The organism is Streptomyces sp. CBMA291 (assembly GCF_014596525.1).
Lineage (GTDB): Bacteria > Actinomycetota > Actinomycetes > Streptomycetales > Streptomycetaceae > Streptomyces.
Genome location: NZ_MSJP01000053.1, coordinates 57,650 through 79,852, shown reverse-complemented (window position 1 = coordinate 79,852; position 22,203 = coordinate 57,650). Strand labels below are relative to the sequence as shown.

The window sequence follows — 22,203 nt, the reverse complement described above, 5'->3', positions numbered from 1 at the left end:
GAGTTCAGGCGGCCGACTGCGGGGTCAGCTGTCCGGCGAGCCAGGTCGGCACCCCGCCCAGGAGGCGGAAGAGGCGCCGGGCCTCTGCGCGGAGCCGGCCCGCCTCCGGTTCCGTCTCGGTGGAGGCGAGCGCGGTGAGCGCCGGAGCCGTACCGACGAGGAAGCCCAACTCCTCCCGGATGCGGAGCGATTCCGCGAAACCGTGCCGGGCCTCGGCGAGTTCCCCTTCGCGTAAGGCGAGTCCGGCGAGGTGCCGCCAGGTGGAGGAGAGCAGCAGGGTGTCGCCCTGCGCGGTCGCCCCGGCGTGCGCCCTGCGGTACGCGGCGCGGGCCGCCTGCGGGGAGTCGCCGAGGTTCTGCGCGACGAGCCCGCGCCGCAGGTCGAGCAGGGGGCGGCCCGCGCCGGACGGGGCGATCAGGGCGGCGGCCCGGCCAAGGGCCATCCGCGCCTCGTCGGCCCGGTCGCGTACCCGCAGGAGGGTGGAGGCGTAGGCGAGGTAGCCGCGTTCGCAGGCGGCGGCGCCGCGTTCCTCGTCGGTGCGGGTCACCGCCTCGGCCGATCTGAGCGCGTCCTCGGCGTCGGCCCAGCCCTGTTCGGTGTAGAGGCAGCGCTCGATGAGCAGCGCGGCCCGTTCGAGTGCGGCGGCCGGTTCCGCCGTGTGCGGGGCGAGCAGTGCCGCCGCGTCCGTCCAGCAGCCCCGGGAGCGGAGACGCCATATGGCGGTCTCCACGGGAGTCTCCTTGCCGTAGGCGAGGGACGGATCTTCACCGCCCCTTGATTCGGAACCAGACATGGCGGTATCCGCCACATTCCCTCCCCGAGCGCGCCATCGAGCTGTTGAGTAGACCCGCATCTCAGCACGAAGGGGAGCACCTGGCCAAGGGGTCAGGTGAAATTTTTCACAAGAGTAGGACGCGTCGGCCTGACGCCGGCCGAGAGGATGCGGAGAGGGCGCGGGACCGGCTCGGGGCCCGTGATCAGGCCTCGGCGAGGCCCCCGGCGGGCCGGGCCGGGGGCGGTCGCGCGGAAGGACGTCACCCGGCGGAACTCGCCCGAAGGGGTGAATCCCGTACGGGAGTTCTCAGCTCATGCGCAGGGCGAGGAAGAAGTCGAGCTTGTCCTCCAGACGGGAGAGGTCCCGTCCGGTGAGCTGCTCTATCCGGCCGACCCGGTAGCGGAGCGTGTTCACGTGCAGATGGAGCCGGGTTGCGCAGCGGGTCCAGGAACCGTCGGATTCCAGGAAGGCCTCCAGCGTCGGGATCAGCTCCGCGCGGTGCCGCCGGTCGTAGTCGCGCAGGGGGTCGAGCAGCCTGGCGGTGAACGCCCGCCGGACGTCGTCCGGCACGAACGGCAGCAGCAGTACGTGCGAGGCCAGCTCGTGGTGCCCGGCGGCGCAGACCCGGCCCGGACGGGCGGCGGCGACCCTGCGTGCGTGCCGGGCCTCCTCCAGGGCCCCGCGCAGCCCTTCCGCCGAGTGCACGGCGGCGCTGACGCCCAGGGTGAGCCGCCCGTCCTCGCCGAGACCGGCCGACAGCGGGCCCCGTACGGACGCGAGCAGGGCGTCGGCGTGCAGACCGGGGGCGGGCGCCGGGTGCTCGCCCCCGTCCTCGGGTCGCGGGCCCGCCGCCAGCGGCACCAGGGCGATGGCCTCGTCACCGCTGTGGGCGACGGCGATCCGGTCGGTGGACTCGGCGCCCGCGGCCGACGGGTCGACGAGGATCTCCTCAAGGAGCGCCTGCGCGGCGGGTCCCGGATCCGCGGCGGAGCCCGGTCCTGCCTCCTGCTCCCACTCGACCCGGGCCACGACCACCTGCCAGTGCGGGGTGGTGCCCAGACCGGGCAGCAGCACCGGGGCGGCCACCCGCAGCCGGGCGGCGATCTCGGCGGGCGCCGCGCCCGTCTGCACCAGCTCCAGGATCTCCTGGGCGAGCCTGCGGCGTACGGTACGGGCCGCGTCGCGCCGGTCCCGTTCGACGGCGATCAGCTGGGTCACGCCCTGGAGCAGGTCCAGCCGGGCGGCCGGCCAGTCGCCCGCGTCCGCCTCGACGGCGAGCAGCCAGTCCGAGAGGGCCGTCTCGCGCGGGTCCCGTGGGGTCGTTCCCGGGCCCCGGCCGGTGCCGCGGATCGGGAAGAGGGAGTACGTGGTGCCCCCGCTGAGGACCCGGTGGGGGCCGCGCCGGCCGGTACGGGTGGCGGCCAGGTGTTCTCCGGCGAGGGTGGCGGCGAGGGCGGCCGGGAGGGGTTCGCCCGCGCCCGCGATCCGCCGTCCGGTGGGGGAGAGGACCCAGGCGCGCAGGTCCAGGTCGGAGCCGAGCAGATCGAGGACGACCTCCGGGCCGCCGCCCGCGGGCCCCGAGGTCATGAGGCGCCGGTGCCGGTCGACGACGGCGGCCAGGTCCCCGGCACGCTCGCCGGAGACCTGCCGGACGATGTGCTCGGTGATCGTCGCGAACGCAACGAACTCGTTCACCGCGAAGACGGGGAGCCGGTGGCGCGCGCACGCCTGTACGAGGTCTTCGGGGACGTTCCCCAGTTCGACCTCGCCCGCCGCGAGCGCCGAGACCCCGGCGGCGGCCAGGACCCGGACGAAGGCCTCGGCGTCGCCCGGTTCCCGCAGCCAGGCGAGCCCGGTGAGCACCAGTTCGCCGCCGGAGAGGTACCGGCTGGGGTCCTTGAGGTCGGTCGTCATCACGCCGCGGACGGCACGGTCGAGTTCTTCCTCGCCGCCGAGCAGGCGCAGCCCGAGCGCGTCGTTCTCCAGCAGTGCGCGCAGCCGCATCGTGTCGCCGCCGTTTCTTGTCCGTGGGGTGGTGAGGGTGTCGTGTGGTGGGCAGTGGCCTGATGCCACCGTTTCCAGAGGGGAACGGTGGGGTAGCCGTTCCTGCCTTTCGTTCGAATCTACAAGACGGTGAGGGGGACCAGCCAACCGCTTCATGTTTTCCGTGACTGCACCCCGGTCATGGTGGCTTGTGTACTGGGTCACACCGTGCGCCGACAGGGCGTGAACACGACAGTGAGGTCATCATGGACTTCCTTCGCCCCGCCACCTGGGAGGAGGCGCTCGCGGCCAAGGCGGAGCACCCCGCGGCCGTGCCCCTCGCGGGAGGCACGGACGTCATGGTCGAGATCAACTTCGACCACCGCCGGCCCGAGTACCTCCTGGACCTGAACCGCGTCGAGCCGCTCCACCAGTGGGAGGTCGGCGAGGAGACCGTACGCCTCGGCGCCTGCGTCCCGTACACCCGCATCCTGGAGGACCTCCGCGCCGAGCTGCCGGGGCTCGCGCTCGCCTCGCACACCGTCGCCTCCCCGCAGATCCGCAACCGGGGCGGTGTCGGGGGCAACCTCGGGACCGCCTCGCCCGCCGGTGACGCCCACCCCGCCCTGCTCGCCGCCGGAGCCGAGGTCGAGGTCGAATCGGTGCGCGGCAGCCGCCTCATCCCGATCGACGCCTTCTACACGGGGGTGAAGCGCAACGCGCTCGACCCCGACGAGCTGATCAAGACCGTCCACATCAGGAAGGCGGACGGTCCCCAGCAGTTCTCCAAGGTCGGCACCCGCAACGCGATGGTCATCGCGGTCTGCGCGTTCGGTCTCGCCCTGCACCCCGAGACCCGGACCGTGCGCACCGGCATCGGCTCCGCCGCGCCGACCCCGATCCGCGCCGAGGCGGCCGAGACCTTCCTCGACGCGGTTCTGGAGGAGGAGGGCTGCTGGGAGAGCGGCGAGGCCGTCCCCCCGTCGGCCGCGCGCCGGTTCGCCGAGCTGTGCGCCGCCGCCGCCCGCCCGATCGACGACGTCCGGGGCACCGCCGCCTACCGCCGCCACGCCATCGGCGTCATGGCCCGCCGTCAGCTCGGCTGGGTCTGGGAGCAGTACCGGGACACCCGTCGTACGTTCGAAGGAGCCGCCTAGTCATGCGCGTCACTTTCACGGTCAACGGACGCCCGCAGCAGGCCGACGACGTCTGGGAGGGCGAGTCCCTCCTCTATGTCCTGCGGGAACGCCTGGGCCTCCCCGGCTCCAAGAACGCCTGCGAGCAAGGCGAATGCGGCTCCTGTACGGTCCGCCTCGACGGACGTCCGGTCTGCGCCTGCCTGGTCGCCGCCGGACAGGTCGAGGGCCGCGAGGTCGTCACCGTCGAAGGCCTCGCCGCCCACGCCAGGGAGCGCGCCCGGCGGAACGGCCGCTCCCCGGCCGCCCCCGGCACCCCGCTCGACACCGCCCGGCGGTGGCGGGCCAGGCCGGACCAGGACCCGGAGACCGGCGAGGACACCGAACTCTCCCCGGTCCAGCAGGCGTTCATCGACGCGGGCGCCATCCAGTGCGGCTTCTGCACCCCCGGTCTGCTGGTCGCCGCCGACGAACTCCTGGAGCGCCGGGCCGACCCCTCCGACCAGGACATCAGGGAGGCCCTCTCCGGCAACCTCTGCCGCTGCACCGGCTACGAGAAGATCCTCGACGCGGTCCGCCTCGCGGCCGCCCGCCAGGGAGAGTCCACCGGCCAGGGAGAGGCGGCCCGGCCGTGACCCGATCCACCCGCCAGGGGAAGACGGCCCGGCCGTGACCCAGTCCACCCGCGACGGAAAGGCGGCCCGGCCGTGACCCAGCCCACCCGTACCGTCCCGGCAGGTGCCCCCGCCGGTGTCACCCAGCACCACACCAGGGGAGGCGTCGGCGAGTCCACGCTGCGCCCCGACGGCACCCTGAAGGTCACCGGGGAGTTCGCGTACGCCTCGGACCTGTGGCACGAGGACATGCTCTGGGGGCACACCCTGCGCTCCCCCCTCGCCCACGCCGAGATCGTCTCCCTCGACACCACCGAGGCCCTCGCGATGCCCGGGGTGCACGCCGTGCTCACCTACGACGACCTGCCCGCCGACACCAAGCACTACGGCCTGGAGATCCAGGACACCCCCGCCCTCGCCCACGACCGGGTCCGCTACCACGGCGAGCCGGTGGCCCTGGTCGCCGCCGACCATCCGGAGACCGCCCGCCGCGCCGCCGCCGCGATCAAGGTCGACTACCGGGAACTGCCCATCGTCACGGACGAGGCCTCCGCCCTCGCCCCCGGCGCGCCCGTCCTCCACGAGAACCGCACCGACCACCACAGCCGCCACGTCCCCCACCCCAACGTCCTGCACCGCCAGCCCATCGTGCGGGGCGACGCGGACCGGGCCGCCCGGCGCGCCGACGTCGTCGTCACCGGCGAGTACACCTTCGGCATGCAGGACCAGGCCTTCCTCGGCCCCGAGTCCGGTCTCGCCGTCCCCGCGGAGGACGGCGGCGTCGATCTCTACGTCGCCACCCAGTGGCTGCACGCGGACCTCCGGCAGATCGCCCCCGTCCTCGGGCTGCCCGAGGAGAAGATCCGCATGACGCTCTCCGGCGTCGGCGGCGCCTTCGGCGGCCGCGAGGACCTCTCCATGCAGATCCACGCCTGTCTGCTCGCCCTGCGCACCGGCCGGCCCGTCAAGATGGTCTACAACCGCTTCGAGTCCTTCTTCGGGCATGTGCACCGCCACCCGGCGAAGCTCCGCTACGAGCACGGCGCCACCAGGGACGGCAGGCTCACCCACATGAAGTGCCGGATCGTCCTCGACGGCGGCGCCTACGCCTCCTCCTCCCCGGCCGTCGTCGGCAACGCCTCCTCCCTCTCGGCGGGACCGTACGTCGTCGACGACGTCGACATCGAGGCGCTCGCGCTCTACACCAACAACCCGCCCTGCGGCGCGATGCGCGGCTTCGGCGCGGTCCAGGCCTGCTTCGCCTACGAGGCCCAGATGGACAAGCTCGCTGCCGAACTGGGCATGGACCCGGTCGAGTTCCGCCGGATCAACGCCATGGAACAGGGCGCGGTCATGCCGACCGGCCAGATCGTGGACTCGCCCGCACCGGTCGCCGAACTGCTGCGGCTCGTCAAGGCCCGCCCGATGCCGCCGGAGCGCCAGTGGGAGACGGCGGGCGAGGGCCCGGACGTCCGCGCGCTGCCCGGCGGCCTCTCCAACACCACGCACGGCGAGGGAGTCGTCCGGGGCGTCGGCTACGGCGTCGGCATCAAGAACGTCGGCTTCTCCGAGGGCTTCGACGACTACTCGACCGCCCGGGTGGTCCTCCAGGCCGTCAACGGCGAACCTGTCGCCCTGGTCCACACGGCCATGGCGGAGGTCGGGCAGGGCGGGGTCACCGTGCACGCCCAGATCGCCCGCACCGAACTGGGCGTCGCCCAGGTCACCCTGCACCCGGCCGACACCCGGGTCGGCTCCGCCGGTTCGACCTCCGCGTCCCGGCAGACGTACATGACCGGCGGCGCCGTGAAGCACACCTGCGAGGCCGTCCGCGCGAAGGTCCTGGAGATCGGCCGCCGCAAGCGGGGCTCCCGCCACCCCGCCTGGGCGTCCGAGGCGCTGCGCCTGGAGGACGGCAAGGTCGTCACCCAGGACGGCGAGGTCCTCGCGAGCCTCGCCGAGGTCCTGGAAGGGGAGGAACCGATCGACATCGAGCGGGAGTTCCGGCACCGCCCCACCCAGGCCCTCGACCCCGTCACCGGCCAGGGCTTCGGACACGTCCAGTACTCCTTCGCCGCGCACCGGGCCGTCGTGGAGGTGGACACCGAACTCGGCCTCGTCAAGGTCGTCGAACTCGCCACCGCCCAGGACGTCGGCAAGGCCGTCAACATGCTCTCCGTCGTCGGCCAGATCCACGGCGGCACCACCCAGGGCCTCGGCGTCGCGGTGATGGAGGAGATCCTCGTGGACCCGAAGACCGCGCGCGTGCGCAATCCGTCCTTCACGGACTATCTGATCCCGACGATCCTCGACACCCCGCCCCTGCCGGTCGACGTCCTCGAACTGCCCGACCCCCACGCGCCGTACGGCCTGCGGGGAGTCGGCGAGGCCCCGACCCTGTCGTCCACTCCGGCGGTCCTCGCGGCGATCCGGAACGCGACCGGCCTGGACCTCACCAGGACACCGGTCCGCCCCGAAGTCCTCACCGGCATGCCGGAAGCGGACCCCGGGACCGGGACCGGCGGAGAGGAGCGGCCCCCGGCGGGATGATGGGAGAAGACCGTCCCCGTGCCGGAGCCACCCGGCCCCCGGCACCCGCCCCGCCCCCGTGCCGGAGCCGCACGGCACCCGGCGCCCGCCCCGTACCCCGAGGAGACCGACCATGCTGGACATCGCCGAGGAGCTGCACCGGTGGGTCGGGCAGGGGCGTGCCTTCGCCGTCGCCACCGTGGTGGCCGTCGGCGGCAGCGCGCCCCGGCAGCCGGGCGCCGCCCTCGCCGTCGACAGCGAGGGAACGGCGATCGGCTCGGTCTCAGGCGGGTGCGTGGAGGGCGCGGTCTACGAGCTGTGCGGGCGCGCCATCGAAGACGGCAGGGCGCTCGTCGAGCGCTTCGGCTACAGCGAAGAGGACGCCTTCGCGGTGGGTCTGACCTGCGGCGGAGTCATCGACGTCCTGATCGCACCGGTACGCGACGGAGTCGTCCCCGCCGCGCTCGCCGCCGCCGCGGCGGGGGAGACGGCGGCCCTGGCCCGGATCGTCGCGGGCCCCGACGACCTGCTGGGCCGGGCTCTGCTGGTCCGACCCGACGGCGGCTACGAGGGAGGACTGGGCGGCCACCCCGCGCTCGACCGGACGGCGGCGGGCGAGGCCCTCGCGATGCTGGACGCGGGCCGCACCGGCACCGTGGAGATCGGGGAGGACGGCAGCCGCTGCGGTCGCCCCCTGACCCTTCTCGTCGAGTCCTCCGTCCCCGCCCCACGCATGATCGTCTTCGGTGCCGTCGACTTCGCCGCCGCCCTGGTGCGGGTCGGCAAGCTCCTCGGCTACCACGTCACCGTCTGCGACGCGCGGCCCGTCTTCGCGACGGCGGCGCGCTTCCCCGAGGCCGACGAAGTCGTCGTCGGCTGGCCGCACCGCTATCTGGAGACGACGACGGTCGATGCCCGTACCGTGCTGTGCGTCCTGACCCACGACGCCAAGTTCGACGTGCCCCTCCTCAGGGCCGCCCTGCGGCTTCCCGTCGCCTACATCGGGGCGATGGGCTCCCGCCGTACCCACGAGGACCGCGCCGCCCGCCTGCGCGAGGCCGGTGTCACCGCGCGGGAACTGGCCAGGCTGCGCTCCCCGATCGGCCTCGACCTCGGCGCCCGTACGCCCGAGGAGACCGCCCTGTCGATCGGCGCGGAGATCGTCGCCGCCCGCCGGGGCGGCACCGGAGCGCCCCTCACCGGCGTCCGCACCCCGATCCACCACGAGACCCCGGCAGGACGCGTCGGCTCCCTGAGGTGAAGGTCCGAAAGGGGAGGAACGGGCGGCTCAGGCCCGGCGCAGGCCGCTCAGGAGCAGTTCCGCCAGTTGCTCGTACGCCTCCGCGTCGGCCAGACCGGTCGCGGCGGCCACCTGGCGCCGCTGGATGCGGACCATCACCGAGGAGATGACGTCGGCGGCGAAGGTCACATGGACCTCGCGGAAGACCCCGGCCCTGACGCCCTCCTCGATCAGCTCCTGGACCCGGCCCGCCGCCGCGCGCGTGTTGCGCTCGTAGACCTCGGCCGCCGGTTCGAAGCCCGCCACGTCGTCGAAGAACTGCGGTGAGACCGGGGCCAGTTCCGCCGAGACCGCCCGCAGATAGGCCGCGAGGCGCTCCGCCGGGTCGGTGGTGGCGGCGAGGGCCGCCTCGACCCGGGCCGTGGCCCGCCGGAAGAAGTGCACGACGGCCGAGCGCACCAGTTGTTCCTTGCTCCCGGCCAGGCCGTACAGGGTCCGTTTCGAGCAGCGCAGCCGGGCGGCGAGGTCGTCGAGCGTCAGCCGGGCGAACCCCTCGCCGACGAGTAGGGCGACCAGCTCCTCGAAGAGGGCCGAGCGGCGCGCCGCGCCCCGTCCGGTCGGCTTCGGGACGTCGGCGGCTGAGGTCTCGATCACCCGCCCAGTATTCCAGGCCGCTGCTCCGAGGGGGTTACGGGGCGGCCCTTCTGCGCTACGCTCAGCGGTACTGTAGTACCTCCGCCAGTACCACTTGCGCGCCGCTGGAGTCGCCATGGATGTCGACCGCCTGCTTCCCACCCCCGAGGCAGCGGACCTCATCGCCCTCACCCGGGAGATCGCCGACCGCGAACTCTCCCCGCTGGTGGACGCGTACGAGGCCGACGAGACCTATCCCGAAGGGCTCTTCGCCACCCTCGGCCGGGCGGGACTGCTCGGACTGCCGTACCCGGAGGAGTACGGCGGCGGGGGCCAGCCCTACGAGGTCTACCTCCAGGTCCTGGAGGAGCTGGCCGCGCGCTGGGCCGCCGTCGCCGTCGCCACCAGCGTCCACACCCTGGCCTGCCACCCGCTGCACACCTTCGGCACCACCGGGCAGAAGGAGCGCTGGCTCCCCGGAATGCTCGCGGGCGAGTCCGTCGGCGGCTACAGCCTCTCCGAGCCGCAGGCCGGCTCCGACGCCGCCGCCCTCAGCTGCAAGGCCGAGCTTCAGGAGGACGGCAGCGGCTACCGGATCACCGGCACCAAGGCGTGGATCACCCACGGCGGGAAGGCCGGTTTCTACGCCCTCTTCGCCCGCACCGCGCCCGGCGCCCACGGCGTCTCGTGCTTCCTCGCCCCCGGCGCCGTCGAGGGCCTGAGCTTCGGCGCCCCCGAGCGCAAGATGGGCCTCCAGGCGGTCCCCACCACCTCCGCCTACTGGGACGGGGCCCTGCTGGCGGCCGACCGGCGGATAGGGGACGAGGGACAGGGCCTCCAGATCGCCTTCAGCGCCCTGGACAGCGGCCGGCTCGGCATCGCCGCCTGTGCCACCGGCCTCGCGCAGGCGGCCCTGAGCGCCGCCGTGGAGTACGCCAACCAGCGCACCACCTTCGGGCGCCGGATCGTCGACCACCAGGGCCTCGGCTTCCTCCTCGCCGACATGGCCGCCGCCGTCGACGCGGCCCGCGCCACCTATCTGGACGCGGCCCGCCGCCGTGACCTCGGCCGCCCCTTCAGCCGGCAGGCCAGCGCGGCCAAGCTGATCGCCACCGACACGGCCATGAAGGTCACCACGGACGCGGTCCAGGTCCTCGGCGGCTACGGCTACACCCGGGACTTCCCCGTGGAGCGCTATATGCGCGAAGCCAAGATCACCCAGATCTTCGAGGGCACCAACCAGATCCAGCGGCTTGTCATCAGCCGGGGCCTGGCCCAGCCGGAGAAGTAGGCCCCGGAAGGGGTACGGGCGGGGCACGTGGGGCCCGGCAGGGCCCCGGGGCGGCGGCGCGTCGCGACCCGGGGCCCTGCCGGACGGCGGCCGTACCGCCGCCCGCCCGCGACCTCGTACCGCCGCTGCCTTCGGCCCGTACCGCCGCTGCCTTCGGCCCGTACCGCCGCCGCCTCGACCCGTACCGCCGCGTGCGGCCCGTACCCCGATACCCCGCGCGCAACCCCGTACGACCGCACGCCCCCCGTACCACCGTGTCCGACCCGCCGGTCGCTCCGGCACCGGCAGCAGGGTCGTGTCCCCACGCCAACGAACGAGGAGTTCCATGGACATCGCAGGCTCCGCCGCTCTCGTCACCGGTGCCGCCTCCGGGCTCGGTGCCGCCACCGCCGAGGCGCTCGCCGCCCGGGGCGCCACCGTCTACGGACTCGACCTGGACAAGGCCGTGGCCGCCGCGGGGGCGCCGCCCGAGGGGGTCCGGCTGCTCGCCGCCGATGTCACCGACGAGGAGCAGGTCCGCGCCGCGCTCGCCGCGATCGACGCCGACGGCGCGGAACTGCGGCTTGCCGTGAACTGCGCGGGCATCGCCCCCTCCGCCCGCGTCCTGGGCCGCAAGGGGCCGCACGACCTGGAGCTTTTCCGGGCGGTCCTCAACGTCAACCTGCTCGGCACCTTCAACGTGATGCGGCTCGCCGCCGAGGCCGTCGCCCGGCACGAGCCCGACGAGCACGGACAGCGCGGTCTCGTCGTCAACACCGCCTCGATCGCCGCCTTCGAAGGACAGGTCGGCCAGATCGCCTACGCCGCCTCCAAGGCGGGCGTCGCGGGCATGACCGTCACCGCCGCCCGTGACCTTGCGCAGTACGGCATCCGGGTCGTCACCATCGCGCCCGGCATCGTCGACACCCCGATGATGGCCGGGTTCGGCGAGGACGTCAGGGCCGGACTCGCCGCGAGCGTCACCTTCCCGCAGCGCCTCGCGCGCCCGGAGGAGTACGCCCGGCTCGTGACGATGATCGTGGAGCACGACTATCTGAACGGCGAGACGATCCGGATGGACGGCGCACTGCGGATGAGCGCCCGCTGACCCCGCCCGCTGATCCCCGCCCCCTGTCGTAGCACTCGGTGCCGGATCTCCCCGGCACCTAGTGCCGCGCGGGAGTCGCACGGGTGTTAGGTTTCGGGCCATGGGCACCACGTCGACGAACTCCGCGAAGCCTGCGATGCGGGACTCCCTCATCGCGGCGGCTTTCCAGCTCTTCCTGGAACGGGGCTACGAGCAGACCACCGTCGACGACATCGTCACCCTCGCGGGCGTCGGGCGGCGGTCCTTCTTCCGGTACTTCCCGTCGAAGGAGGACGTGGTCTTCCCCGACCACGAGCAGTGTCTCGACGACATGACCCGCTTCCTCGCCGCGAGCGCCGACTCCGACGACCCCATGGCCCGCGTCTGCGACGCCGCCCGCCTGGTCCTGCGGATGTACGCGGAGAACCCGACCTTCTCCGTGCAGCGCTACCGGCTCACCCGCGAGGTGACCGGACTGCGCACCTATGAACTCTCGGTCGTCTGGCGGTACGAGAAGACCCTGGGCGACTACCTCAGGACCCGCTGGGCCGACCGCAGGGACGGCACTCTGCGCGCCAACGTCGCGGCGGCGGCGGTGGTCGCCGCCCACAACCACGCCCTGCGGCACTGGCTGCGCTCCGGCGGCGAGGGCGACGCGCTGGCCGAGGTGGACAGGGCCCTGGAGTTCGTCCGGGCCACCTGGAGCCCGGACCCGGCGACCGAGGCGGCAGGGGAGCCGAGCGAGGACGTGGTGGTGGTGATCACCAAGCGGTCCACCCCGATGTGGCGTGTGGTGCGCGAGGTGGAGTCGAGCCTCGGCGAGAGCTGACGGGCCCGTCAGGGTTCGGGGTATCTCCGATTGAGGGGACTCGGGTCTTTATTTGATGGCACTCAGTGCCATATCTTTGCTCCAGCACGGTCGAGCCGCCGAGTGCGAGGAGAAGGCATCGTGTTCCACACGGGACTGAGGAGCGGGACCGCCGTCCCCGCCGACGAGGAGTCGGCCGCCGGGACCGAGCTGTACTTCCAGCGCTGCCGCTGGTGCCACACCACCACCTTCCAACGCCTGCTCTGTCCGACCTGCGGGTCGACCGAGCTGAGCCCCGAACTCAGCGGAGGAGAGGGCGTGATCTCCGTACGGCGCGGGTTCGCCGCCGCCGACGCGGATCTCTGGCCGGTGTACATGGCGGAGGGCTTCACGGTCCGCTGCCGGGTCGACGGACCGCTCCACGCGGTGCGCCCGGGGGCCCGGGTGAAGCTCGCGTCCGGCGCCGGTACGGGTGGCCGCAGGCCCGTCGTACGGCTCTGCGAGGAGACGGTGGCCGACCGCTGGTACTGAGGAGCGGACAGGCTGAAGAGGGGGTGGGTGGCACAGAGTGCCACCCACCCCCTCTTCGAGGTCCGGGCGGTCTTCCCGGTCCGGGGTGATCAGCGGGCGCCGATCTCCTCCGTCAGCTGCGGCAGCACCTCGAAGAGGTCGCCGACCACGCCGTAGTCCACCAGGTCGAAGATCGGGGCCTCGGGGTCCTTGTTGACCGCGACGATCGTCTTCGACGTCTGCATGCCCGCCCGGTGCTGGATCGCGCCGGAGATGCCCGCCGCCACGTACAGCTGGGGCGAGACCTGCTTGCCGGTCTGGCCGACCTGGTTGGCGTGCGGGTACCAGCCCGCGTCCACCGCCGCGCGGGAGGCGCCGACGGCCGCGCCGAGCGAGTCGGCCAGCTTCTCGACGACCTCGAAGCCCTCGGCGGCGCCGACCCCGCGTCCGCCGGAGACCACGATCGCGGACTCGGTCAGCTCGGGACGGCCGCTGGAGACCCGGGCGGTGCGCGAGACGACCTTCGCCGCGTTGCCGGTGAAGGCGACGGTGACGTTCTCGACCGTTCCGGCGGCCGGAGCGGCCTGCGGGGCGGCGGAGTTGGGCTTGACGGTGATGACCGGGACGCCGCGCGAGACCGTCGAGCGCACCTGGTACGAGGCGGCGAAGACGGATTGCGTGGCGACCGGGCCGTTCTCGCCCGCCTCCAGTTCGACGGCGTCGGTGATCAGACCGGAGCCGAGGCGGAGCGCGACCCGCGCCGCGACCTCCTTGCCCTCGCCGGAGGAGGTCACCAGGACGGCGGCCGCCCCCTTCTCCTCGGCCAGTTGGGTGAGCGCGTCGACCTTCGGGACCACGAGCTGCTCGGCGAACTCGGCGCCGTCCGCGACGTACACGGTCGCCGCGCCGTACTCGGCGGCGGTGGCGGCGATCGAGGCGGCTGCCTCACCGGCGCCGAGGACGACCGCGGAAGGCTCGCCGACGCGACGGGCCAGGGTCAGCAGTTCGAGGGCCGGCTTGCGGACCGCACCGTCGGCGTGGTCCACCAGAACCAGGATCTCGGCCATGATTCTTCGCTCCTGTGGGGGTGTCGGGCTGACGGCGGGTCAGATGAACTTCTGGGTGGCGAGGAAGGCGGCGAGCCGCTTGCCGCCGTCGCCCTCGTCCGTGACGATCGTGCCCTGCGTACGGGCCGGGCGCGCGGCCACCGCGTCGACTAGCGTCCAGGAACCGGCCAGGCCCACCTCGTCGGCGTCGATGTCCAGGTCGTCCAGGTCCAGCTCCTCGACCGGCTTCTTCTTGGCGGCCATGATCCCCTTGAAGGAGGGGTAACGGGCCTCGCCCGACTGGTCGGTGACCGAGACCACGGCCGGCAGCGGGGCCTCCAGGTGCTCGGTGGCCGAGTCGCCGTCCCGGCGGCCCTTCACGACCCCGTCCGCCACCGAAAGCTCCGAGAGCAGCGTGACCTGCGGCAGGTTCAGCCGCTCCGCGAGCAGCGCGGGCAGCACGCCCATCGTGCCGTCGGTCGAGGCCATACCGCAGACGACCAGGTCGAAACCGGTCTTCTCCAGCGCCTTGGCGAGGATCGCGGAGGTGGCGATGACGTCCGAGCCGTGGATGGACTCGTCGTTGACGTGCACGGCCCTGTCGGCGCCCATCGACAGCGCCTTGCGGAGGGCGTCCTTGGCGTCGTCCGGGCCGACGGTCACGACGGTGACCTCGGCCTCGTCGGACTCCTCCGCGATCCGCAGCGCCTGCTCGACCGCGTACTCGTCCAGCTCCGAGAGCAGCCCGTCGACGGCCTCGCGGTCGGTCGTCAGGTCGTCGGCGAAGCCTCGCTCGCCGGTCGCGTCGGGGACGTACTTCACACAGACGGCGATCTTCAGGGTCACGGCCTGTCTCCTTTCAACGGGCGGGTCGCGCGGGCGGGTTACGGGAGGTTGCGAGCCATGACGATGCGCTGGATCTGGTTGGTGCCCTCGTAGATCTGGGTGATCTTGGCATCGCGCATCATGCGCTCGACCGGGTAGTCCCGGGTGTAGCCGTAACCGCCGAGGAGCTGGACGGCGTCCGTGGTGACCTCCATGGCGACATCGGAGGCGAAGCACTTGGCGGCGGCGCCGAAGAAGGTCAGATCGCCGTCGACGCGCTCGGACTTGGCCGCGGCGGCGTAGGTGAGCTGACGGGCCGCCTCCAGCTTCATCGCCATGTCGGCGAGCATGAACTGCACGCCCTGGAAGTCGGCGATCGGCTTGCCGAACTGCTTGCGCTCCTTGACGTAGCCCTTGGCGTAGTCGAGGGCGCCCTGCGCGATGCCGAGGGCCTGCGCGGCGATGGTGATGCGGGTGTGGTCGAGGGTCTTCATGGCGGTGGCGAAGCCGGTGCCCTCGGCGCCGATCATGCGGTCGGCGGGGATGCGCACGTTGTCGAGGTAGACCTCGCGGGTGGGGGAGCCCTTGATGCCGAGCTTCTTCTCCGGGGCGCCGAAGGAGACGCCCTCGTCGGACTTCTCCACGACGAAGGCGCTGATGCCCTTGGAGCGCTTCTCGGGGTCGGTGACGGCCATCACCGTGTAGTACTCCGAGACGCCCGCGTTGGTGATCCACCGCTTGACGCCGTTGAGGACCCAGAAGTCCCCGTCGCGGACCGCGCGGGTCTTCATGCCCGCCGCGTCCGAACCCGCGTCCGGCTCCGACAGGGCGTACGAGAACATGGCGTCGCCCTTGGCCAGCGGCGCCAGGTACCGGGCCTTCAGCTCCTCCGAGCCGGAGAGGATCACCGGCAGCGAGCCCAGCTTGTTGACCGCGGGGATCAGGGAGGAGGAGCCGCAGACCCGGGCGACCTCCTCGATCACGATCACCGTGGCCAGCGCGTCCGCGCCCGCGCCGCCGTAGCTCTCCGGGACGTGCACGGCGTGCAGGTCGTTGGCGACCAGCGCGTCCAGCGCCTCCTGCGGGAAGCGGCCCTCCTCGTCCACCGCCGCCGCGAACGGGGCGATCTTCGCCTCCGCCAGCGCGCGGACCGACTCCCTGAGCATGTCGTGCTCCTCGGAAGGCCGATACAGGTCGAAGTCCTTGCCCATGATGTGAGGCTCCCCTAGACGCTTGTGGCACTGAGTACCCTCAGCAAAACACACTCAGTGCCACGACGCCAGAGCGCCCCGACGCTTTCCGCGTCGGGGCGCTCATTCGGTCGATCGACCAGGAAATGCATCTCGGACCGGTCGGTCGGTCCTTTTTCGGATCCCGCGTCTTCCGGCCGTGCGCGGTCCTCCGTCTCCTGACGGTGCGCGGTCCCTCGGCTCCCGGAGCCCGCCGCCCGTGTCTCCCGTGGCTCTCAGCCCTGTGACTCCTGAAGGATCCGATCCCGCCGGAGCCGGCTCGCGTCGTATTCGACACCCAGCTGCACGCACCGGTTTTCCGTCAGGTCGAGCCGGGGCAGCAGCGCCGGAGTGCAGATACTCGGCATGAAGTGCTGGAGCAGCACCGCGACCCGGTGCGGCAGATCGCGCCGGTTGCACATGATCTGGGACATCGCCTGGATCCCGGAGAAGGCGCCGGAGAACAGCTCCGCCGTGTCCGTCACGTTCACATGGGGAAGCAGCTCGCCCCGCGCCTTGGAGACCATCAGGATCTCCGACACCTGGTCGACCCAAGCCTGGAAGGGCGCGGTGCGGTCGATGCTGGTCGCTCCGCTGTCCAGGGCCAGGGCCACGCTCGCCCGTACCAGCGCGTCCTGCTGGAGCCGGTGGGTGAGCAGAAAGGCCTGGTCAGCCAGCTCCTGGAGCTTGACCTCCTGCGCAGTCAGGGGCACGTCGAGCATCTGGGCGTCGAGCACGCCGAGCGCGAGGTCTTCCTTGGAAGCGAAGTGGAAGTAGAGTGCTCCCTTCGTCACCCCGGCGCGCACCAGGATCTCGCCGATGGTCGTACGCTCGTAGCCGCGCTCCGCGAAGACCGTCGCGGCCGATTCGAGGATCGTCCGTCGGGTGCGGATCGCACGCGCTTGCTGCGCCAAGGCGCCTCCTGCTGTCTCGCTGTCTGTGCTCAACGTGGGACGTGAAGCGTTGAAAAGAAAACCGCGCTGTACGTACTCTAAGCCGGGCGGATTCGCCGCTCAGGGGGCTTGCGGGGATACGAGGGGGACCCATGGACCGGAACCGTCGGGGAACGACGACACACATCCCCGGGGAGTTCGTGCACCGGGCGGATCCCGCGGACATCATCCCCACGGGGTGGACGCGGCTTCAGGAGAATCGGTTCTCCGTCTCCGCGAGCTGGCCTGCCGCGCATCCTTTCTTCTCTCCGGTGGCAGGAGACCGGCACGACCCCGTCCTGGTGGCCGAGACCATACGTCAGACCACCATGCTGATCGCCCATGCCGAATTCGGGGTACCCGTCGAGGACCAGTTCGTCATGTGGAACCTCTTCTACGACACCGACCCCGAGGCGCTCGCCGTCGACGGACCCTCCACGGACATCCACGCCGACGTCATCGTCTCCGACGTCGTCAGCCGCGGCGGGCGCCTGCGCGAGCTGCGCACCACGGTGGTCCTGACCCGCGAGGGACGCTTCCTCGGCACCGGCGGCGCCATGGCCCGCTGCACCTCGGCCCTCGCGTACCGCAGGATCAGGGGCGAGCGGATGGCCGCGCTCGGCCGCCCGGTGCCGCTGATCGGCGGGGTGGCCCCGGAGCTGGTCGGCCGGGACGACGCCAAGGACGTCGTCCTCGGCCCCGGGACCCGCCCCGGCCAGTGGCAGCTGCGGATCAACACCGACCACCGCACCCTCTTCCGGCGCCCCAACGACCACGTGCCCGGCATGGTGCTGCTCGAAGCCGCCCGGCAGGCGGCGACGCTCGCCTGCGGCGAGGGCGGCATGTATCTGCCCGCCGCCATGCAGGCCTCCTTCACCCGGTACGCCGAACTCGACAGGCCCTGCTGGGTCGAGGCCGAGACCGTGCCCGGCGCCGACACGGCGAAGACCACCGCCCGGGTCGTCGGACTACAGGACGGCAGTCCCGTCTTCCGGTGCGTGTTCACCTCCCCGGCCCGCGCGCTCGCGGCGGCCGGAGCCGGCCACGGCGGCCGACGGACGGTCTGACCCGGAACGGAACCATGGGCCCCTGCATTCTCATCACCGGCGCGACCGGATTCATCGGCGGCCGGGTCGCGGCGCTGGCCGCGGCACACCCCGGACCCGGCACGGTGCGCCTGCTCGTCCGGCGCCCCGACGTCAGGGCGGCGCAGCCCCCGGTCCCGGGCGGACCGAGGACCACGACCGTCCCCGGCGACCTCCTCGACCCCGGCTCCCTGAGCCGCGCCGTCGAGGGCGCCGACGTCCTGATCCACTGCGCCTCGGCGATCGGCGCCGACGAGGAGCAGGCCCGCGCCGTCAACGACGAGGGCACCCGCGCCCTGGTCGACGCGGCCACCCGAGCCGGGGTGGGCCGGATCGTCGCCCTCAGCACCGCCTCGGTGCACGGCCGGGGCCCCTTCCACGCCGCCACCCCGGGCAGCGGCCTGCCACTCGCCCCCGGTTCGGTGACCAGCCGCACCCGGGCGGCGGGGGAGCGGCACGTCCTCGACGCGGGCGGCACCGTGCTGCGCCCGCACCTCGTCTACGGAGCCGGGGACCGGCAGGTGATCCCCGGCCTCGTCCGGCTGCTCACGGCGCTGCCGGGGCGGCTCGACGGCGGGACGTCGCTGCACTCCCTGATCGATGTGGAGGCGCTGGCGGGCGCGCTGCTCGGGGCGGCGCTCTCGCCCGCGACCGAGCCGGGCCCGTACTACGCCGTCCATCCCGAACCGGTACCGGTCGGCGAGCTGATCACGGCGGCGGAGGGACTGCTCGTCCCCCGGGCGGGGGTGACCGAGGGGCCCGCGACGGATCTCGCCGGGGCCCGGGAGCTGCTCGCCGGGCTCTCCTTCGCCCGGCACCACCTGGACATGCTCGCCACCGACCACTGGTTCGTCGACGCCCGCCCCTGGCGCGACCTCGGCTGCGACCCGGGCCCGCGCTTCACCGACGGCTTCGCCGCCCACCGCCCGTGGTACCGGGAGGCCGTGCGGCGGGCGACCGTGGGTTAGGCCGAGTCCTCCGGATCCTGCCGGGCTCGCGGCGCCCGGCCCCTGGTCCGGCCTGATCGGAAAGGGCCTGATCCGGAAGGCACGCCCTAGACCGTCCCCCCGGGAAGCGCCGAGAGGCCGTTCAGACCGGGTCGGGCCGGTCCCGTGGGCGGGGTCGGGTGCGGGCTCCGGTACGCGACCGGGGCGAGGGACGGGGGAGCGGGGGCCGGGAGGCGCGCCGCCGGGGTGCCCGCGGGGTCGAGGGCGGCGAGTGCCGACGGGTGCGCGAGGGACGGCAGGAGGGCGCGCCAGAGTCCGGTGACGGTCTCGGGGGAGAGCCATTCGCCGTTGTCCCCGCAGAGCGTCTCCAGGCCGATGGTGGCGGCGACGACCGTACGGGCGAGGTCCTGCTGGCGCCCGATGTCCGGGGCGAGGATGCCCTCGTCGGCCGCCTCTGCGAGCCGCTGGCGCACACAACTCTGCCATTCCTGGCGCAGGTTCAGGTCGGTGCGGCCGCTCAGTGCGCAGCTGAGCCGGAAGCCCGCGCGGACGACGACGTCCTCGCGGAGCAGCCGGGCCAGCGCGTGGGAGGTGTCGGTGAGGTTCTGCAGGGCGTTGGTGCGCCGTCCGTAGACGGTCCGGGCGGTCCTGCGCAGGATGCCGGAGGCCTCGTGCTCCACGGCGGCGGCGACCGCCGCCTTGTTCTCGAAGTGGAAGTGGAGCGCTCCGGGGCTCACGCCCGCCGCCGTGCTGATGCTGGAGAGCGTGGCGGAGACGTAGCCGTGCCGGTCGAACTCGGCCGCCGCCGCCTCGATCAGTGCGGTGCGGGTGCGCGCGGCCCGCTCTTGTTTGGTCACTCGTGCTCCCGTGGCACCCCTGCGTCGTGCGGCACGAGGGCGTGCCCCGGCACGCCGTACCCCCGACCTTCGTCAAACCGACTGATTGGTATTGTAGGAGCTTTTGGCTGACCTTCGGGCACTTCACATGAAGTTCCCGGCACTTCGGGTGAAGGACCGGTACTCGGGGTGAAGGACCGGCACGTCGGGTGAAGGACCGGCACGTCGGGTGAAGGAGGAGGCCGTCCTTCCCCGAGGGGGGTGCGGCCTCCGGGCGGGTCGCTCGGGGGTGGTCCGTCAGGTGCGCGGACGGGTCGTCACGACCACCGCGCCGGCGAGCAGGACGACGTTCTTGACGACGAACTCGCCGACCAGGGTGAGCAGCAGCGGGTTGGAGTGGTCGAACGCGGCCGAGGGGGTGAGGACGAGGACGGCGAAGGTGCCGCAGAGATGGGCGGTGAACAGGGGCATGGCCAGGGCGCGGAGGCGGCCCGACACCAGCCAGAGGCCGAGGATGACCTCGAACCAGCCCAGGGCGGGCACGAACCAGCCCCCGGCCGGGAAGGGCAGGACGGAGACGACGAGTTCGGCCGCCGGGCTCTGGCCGATGACCTTGAGGACGCCGAACCAGACGAAGACGCCGCCGAGCCCGAACTTGAGCAGGGTCATGCCGTAGTGGTGCAGCCGGGGCGTGAGGCGGTCGAAGAGGGCGAGCGGTGCCGACACGGCGGAGGACACCGGGGCGGAGGTCGTGGCGGGCGGGATCATCTGCGAGGAAACAGTCATGCGCGGGCATCTCCATCACGAGTCGACGCGGGGCCTGAAGGGCCCGAGCGGGCGGATCGAGGCCGGGGGGCGGGGCCGGGCGGTGGTTCGCTCGGATCGCGCCGAAATCCCGGAAGGAGGGTCGGACGCCGGGGATCCACGCTAGCCACGACCCGAGGGCCCTCGCGACGCCCATCGCTTCCTTGCATGCCCGCGATGGAAGAAGTCGATCGGGCGTTGCCGGACGCGATCAATTCTCGCCAGTCTGGGGGTTGTTCGAGTTCGTGTTTGATCCCACGGACCGGACCGCGTCCATCCGCTCCCGGCACCATGCGAAGGAATCAACGGATGTCCCACCGACCCGCCGCCCCCGCCCCTACCACCACCACCGCGGCCCGCACAGCCCTTACCCGGCGCCGGGTGCTCGTCACCTCCGCCGCGGCCGCCGGGGTGATGGCCCTGCCCGGCACGGCGGCGTGGGCCGTCCCCACCAGCTTCGAGGCCGAGACCCGCACCGGCCGCCGCCGTCCCGGCGCCGGCGCCCCGAACCCCAGCGTCGTCGTCCGCTGGAACCAGGCCACGATGGACGCGATCCTGGGCCGCTACCAGGCCGCGGGCAACCGTTTCGGCCCCGCCACCGTGAACGCCCGTGTCCTCGCGATCGTGCACAACGCCATCTACGACGCCTGGGCGTGTTACGACCACTGTGCCGTCGGCACCCGCTTCGGCGGCTCCCTGCGCCGGCCCCGCTCCGAGCGCACCCTGGACAACAAGAACGAGGCCGTCAGCTACGCGGCCCACCTCGCGCTGCTCGACCTGTACCCCGAGTACAAGGTCGCCATCGACAACATGCTGCGCGCCCTCGGCTACAACCCGGATCTGGTCAACCCGCGCCGCAACAGCCCCGCCTGGATCGGCCGCCGCACCGCGCAGGCCGTCCTCGACTACCGCCACGGCGACGGCGCCAACCAGCTCGGCACCCCGGCGTACAGCGACACCACCGGCTACCAGCCGGTCAACGCCCCGCAGACCGCCGGTGCCTTCGACCCCTCCACGGTCACCAACGCGGCCCACTGGACCCCGCTGATCGTCGACGGCAAGCTCCAGCGCTACCTCACCCCGCAGTTCGCGGTGATGAAGCCGTTCGCGCTGTCCCGTCCGGACCAGTTCACCGTCCCGGCCCCGCCGCCGTTCCCCTCCGTCCGGCTGACCGCCGCGATCGAGGAACTCATCGACATCAGCGCCAACCTGACGGACGAGCAGAAGTCGATCGCCGAGTTCTGGCTCAACGACGACGTCACGCCGCCCGGCGCGCAGCAGATGTGGGGCCGTTACGTCTCCGCCCGCGACGGCTACAGCGTCGACGAGGACGCCCAGCTCTTCTTCGGTCTCAACATGGCCGAGTGCGACGCCGCCATCGGCTCCTGGGCGGTCAAGGCGCAGTACGACTTCGCGCGCCCCTCCACCCTCATCCCGTACGACCGGCGCGGGCGTCAGATCAGCGCCTGGGGCGGCCCCGGCCAGGGCACCGTCACCATGGACGGCATCGACTGGCAGGCGTACGTGGCCGTGCCGCCGTTCCCGGCCACCGTCTCCGGGCACAGCACCTTCTCCGGTGCCGCCACCGAGTTCCTGCGCCGCTTCACCGGCTCGGACACCTTCGGCGACTCGTACCGCTTCAAGGCGGGCACCTCCACGGTCGAGCCCGGCCTCACCCCGCGCACCGACGTCGTCCTGACCTGGCCCACCTTCAGCGAGGCCGCGAGCCAGGCCGGTATCTCCCGGGTCTACGGCGGTATGCACTGGAGCTTCGACAACGAGCCGGGCATCGAGATGGGCCACCGCATCGGCGAGGTCGTCTACCGGCAGGCCATGCGCTACTTCGGCGGCAGCCACCGCTGACGCACGCCGGAGGGGCCGGGGCGGGAGACCCCGCCCCGGCCGCCCGCCCCG

Annotated in this window: 20 protein-coding genes; 11 read left to right on the top strand and 9 right to left on the bottom strand. The window is 72.8% G+C overall.

Annotated elements, in window-relative coordinates; genetic code table 11:
• Positions 1-4: 4 nt before the first annotated feature.
• Together BU197_RS14175 and BU197_RS14170 are read right to left on the bottom strand one after the other, a co-directional pair.
• Entirely contained in the window at positions 5-808 is an 804-nt protein-coding gene (locus tag BU197_RS14175; protein ID WP_188268621.1) for a hypothetical protein, read from the bottom strand.
• A 273-nt stretch (positions 809-1,081) separates the two neighbouring features.
• A complete protein-coding gene (locus BU197_RS14170; RefSeq protein WP_188268620.1) occupies positions 1,082-2,779 on the bottom strand; it encodes a PucR family transcriptional regulator in 1,698 nt (565 codons plus the stop codon).
• Positions 2,780-3,024: 245 nt separating this feature from the next.
• Here BU197_RS14170 and BU197_RS14165 point away from each other — a divergent pair, with 245 nt between their 5' ends.
• The 4 genes from BU197_RS14165 (at position 3,025) to BU197_RS14150 (ending at position 8,298) form a co-directional block, all read left to right on the top strand.
• Entirely contained in the window at positions 3,025-3,915 is an 891-nt protein-coding gene (locus tag BU197_RS14165; RefSeq protein WP_188268619.1) for an FAD binding domain-containing protein, read from the top strand.
• Positions 3,916-3,917: 2 nt separating this feature from the next.
• Positions 3,918-4,529, top strand: coding sequence for a (2Fe-2S)-binding protein (locus BU197_RS14160; RefSeq protein WP_188268618.1), 612 nt, complete (start codon positions 3,918-3,920; stop codon positions 4,527-4,529).
• A gap of 72 nt (positions 4,530-4,601) precedes the next feature.
• Positions 4,602-7,058, top strand: a complete 2,457-nt coding sequence (gene pucD / locus BU197_RS14155; protein WP_188268617.1) for a xanthine dehydrogenase subunit D — start codon at positions 4,602-4,604, stop codon at positions 7,056-7,058.
• 112 nt (positions 7,059-7,170) lie between these two features.
• Positions 7,171-8,298 carry an XdhC family protein gene (locus BU197_RS14150; RefSeq protein WP_188268616.1) on the top strand — a complete coding sequence of 376 codons (1,128 nt, stop codon included), beginning with the start codon at positions 7,171-7,173 and terminating at the stop codon, positions 8,296-8,298.
• Positions 8,299-8,325: 27 nt separating this feature from the next.
• Here the strand turns inward: BU197_RS14150 and BU197_RS14145 are convergent, their stop codons facing one another.
• Positions 8,326-8,931, bottom strand: a complete 606-nt coding sequence (locus tag BU197_RS14145; RefSeq protein WP_188268615.1) for a TetR/AcrR family transcriptional regulator — start codon at positions 8,929-8,931, stop codon at positions 8,326-8,328.
• A 115-nt stretch (positions 8,932-9,046) separates the two neighbouring features.
• Between BU197_RS14145 and BU197_RS14140 the strand changes: the two genes are divergently transcribed.
• The 4 genes from BU197_RS14140 (at position 9,047) to BU197_RS14125 (ending at position 12,606) form a co-directional block, all read left to right on the top strand.
• Positions 9,047-10,201, top strand: a complete 1,155-nt coding sequence (locus BU197_RS14140) for an acyl-CoA dehydrogenase family protein (protein ID WP_188268614.1) — start codon at positions 9,047-9,049, stop codon at positions 10,199-10,201.
• Positions 10,202-10,526: 325 nt separating this feature from the next.
• Positions 10,527-11,288: an SDR family NAD(P)-dependent oxidoreductase gene (locus BU197_RS14135; protein WP_188268613.1), complete on the top strand. Its 762-nt coding sequence runs from the start codon at positions 10,527-10,529 to the stop codon at positions 11,286-11,288.
• 100 nt (positions 11,289-11,388) lie between these two features.
• Positions 11,389-12,096 carry a TetR/AcrR family transcriptional regulator gene (locus BU197_RS14130; RefSeq protein ID WP_188268612.1) on the top strand — a complete coding sequence of 236 codons (708 nt, stop codon included), beginning with the start codon at positions 11,389-11,391 and terminating at the stop codon, positions 12,094-12,096.
• A gap of 120 nt (positions 12,097-12,216) precedes the next feature.
• Positions 12,217-12,606: a zinc ribbon domain-containing protein gene (locus tag BU197_RS14125; protein ID WP_188268611.1), complete on the top strand. Its 390-nt coding sequence runs from the start codon at positions 12,217-12,219 to the stop codon at positions 12,604-12,606.
• 89 nt (positions 12,607-12,695) lie between these two features.
• On the opposite strand, the gene BU197_RS14120 is transcribed toward BU197_RS14125, so the two are convergent.
• From BU197_RS14120 to BU197_RS14105, 4 genes are all read right to left on the bottom strand, one after another.
• Positions 12,696-13,652: an electron transfer flavoprotein subunit alpha/FixB family protein gene (locus BU197_RS14120; protein ID WP_188268610.1), complete on the bottom strand. Its 957-nt coding sequence runs from the start codon at positions 13,650-13,652 to the stop codon at positions 12,696-12,698.
• Positions 13,653-13,691: 39 nt separating this feature from the next.
• On the bottom strand, positions 13,692-14,477 hold the full coding sequence (locus BU197_RS14115; RefSeq protein ID WP_188268609.1) for an electron transfer flavoprotein subunit beta/FixA family protein: 786 nt from the start codon (positions 14,475-14,477) through the stop codon (positions 13,692-13,694).
• Between the two features lie 38 nt (positions 14,478-14,515).
• Complete coding sequence (locus BU197_RS14110; protein ID WP_188268608.1) at positions 14,516-15,667, bottom strand: acyl-CoA dehydrogenase family protein; 1,152 nt, start codon at positions 15,665-15,667, stop codon at positions 14,516-14,518.
• A 254-nt stretch (positions 15,668-15,921) separates the two neighbouring features.
• Positions 15,922-16,599 carry a ScbR family autoregulator-binding transcription factor gene (locus BU197_RS14105; RefSeq protein ID WP_188268607.1) on the bottom strand — a complete coding sequence of 226 codons (678 nt, stop codon included), beginning with the start codon at positions 16,597-16,599 and terminating at the stop codon, positions 15,922-15,924.
• A 131-nt stretch (positions 16,600-16,730) separates the two neighbouring features.
• Here BU197_RS14105 and BU197_RS14100 point away from each other — a divergent pair, with 131 nt between their 5' ends.
• Positions 16,731-17,684, top strand: a complete 954-nt coding sequence (locus BU197_RS14100) for a ScbA/BarX family gamma-butyrolactone biosynthesis protein (protein ID WP_188268606.1) — start codon at positions 16,731-16,733, stop codon at positions 17,682-17,684.
• Positions 17,685-17,698: 14 nt separating this feature from the next.
• Positions 17,699-18,670 carry an NAD-dependent epimerase/dehydratase family protein gene (locus BU197_RS14095; protein ID WP_188268605.1) on the top strand — a complete coding sequence of 324 codons (972 nt, stop codon included), beginning with the start codon at positions 17,699-17,701 and terminating at the stop codon, positions 18,668-18,670.
• A gap of 86 nt (positions 18,671-18,756) precedes the next feature.
• On the opposite strand, the gene BU197_RS14090 is transcribed toward BU197_RS14095, so the two are convergent.
• Together BU197_RS14090 and BU197_RS14085 are read right to left on the bottom strand one after the other, a co-directional pair.
• Complete coding sequence (locus BU197_RS14090; RefSeq protein WP_188268604.1) at positions 18,757-19,506, bottom strand: ScbR family autoregulator-binding transcription factor; 750 nt, start codon at positions 19,504-19,506, stop codon at positions 18,757-18,759.
• A 276-nt stretch (positions 19,507-19,782) separates the two neighbouring features.
• Positions 19,783-20,271, bottom strand: coding sequence for a DoxX family protein (locus BU197_RS14085; protein ID WP_188268603.1), 489 nt, complete (start codon positions 20,269-20,271; stop codon positions 19,783-19,785).
• A gap of 327 nt (positions 20,272-20,598) precedes the next feature.
• Here BU197_RS14085 and BU197_RS14080 point away from each other — a divergent pair, with 327 nt between their 5' ends.
• Positions 20,599-22,152 (top strand): vanadium-dependent haloperoxidase, encoded by a 1,554-nt coding sequence (locus BU197_RS14080; RefSeq protein ID WP_188268602.1) that lies wholly within the window; start codon positions 20,599-20,601, stop codon positions 22,150-22,152.
• Positions 22,153-22,203: the final 51 nt, after the last annotated feature.

Bases quoted from the DNA above. Each gene is read 5' to 3' on its own strand.
- BU197_RS14165 (WP_188268619.1), top strand. From the start codon at position 3,025: ATGGACTTCCTTCGCCCCGCCACCTGGGAGGAGGCGCTCGCGGCCAAG.
- BU197_RS14160 (WP_188268618.1), top strand. From the start codon at position 3,918: ATGCGCGTCACTTTCACGGTCAACGGACGCCCGCAGCAGGCCGACGAC.
- BU197_RS14130 (WP_188268612.1), top strand. From the start codon at position 11,389: ATGGGCACCACGTCGACGAACTCCGCGAAGCCTGCGATGCGGGACTCC.
- BU197_RS14080 (WP_188268602.1), top strand. From the start codon at position 20,599: ATGTCCCACCGACCCGCCGCCCCCGCCCCTACCACCACCACCGCGGCC.
- BU197_RS14100 (WP_188268606.1), top strand. From the start codon at position 16,731: ATGGACCGGAACCGTCGGGGAACGACGACACACATCCCCGGGGAGTTC.
- BU197_RS14135 (WP_188268613.1), top strand. From the start codon at position 10,527: ATGGACATCGCAGGCTCCGCCGCTCTCGTCACCGGTGCCGCCTCCGGG.
- BU197_RS14170 (WP_188268620.1), bottom strand. From the start codon at position 2,779: ATGCGGCTGCGCGCACTGCTGGAGAACGACGCGCTCGGGCTGCGCCTG.
- BU197_RS14095 (WP_188268605.1), top strand. From the start codon at position 17,699: ATGGGCCCCTGCATTCTCATCACCGGCGCGACCGGATTCATCGGCGGC.
- BU197_RS14110 (WP_188268608.1), bottom strand. From the start codon at position 15,667: ATGGGCAAGGACTTCGACCTGTATCGGCCTTCCGAGGAGCACGACATG.
- BU197_RS14120 (WP_188268610.1), bottom strand. From the start codon at position 13,652: ATGGCCGAGATCCTGGTTCTGGTGGACCACGCCGACGGTGCGGTCCGC.
- BU197_RS14085 (WP_188268603.1), bottom strand. From the start codon at position 20,271: ATGACTGTTTCCTCGCAGATGATCCCGCCCGCCACGACCTCCGCCCCG.
- BU197_RS14150 (WP_188268616.1), top strand. From the start codon at position 7,171: ATGCTGGACATCGCCGAGGAGCTGCACCGGTGGGTCGGGCAGGGGCGT.
- BU197_RS14140 (WP_188268614.1), top strand. From the start codon at position 9,047: ATGGATGTCGACCGCCTGCTTCCCACCCCCGAGGCAGCGGACCTCATC.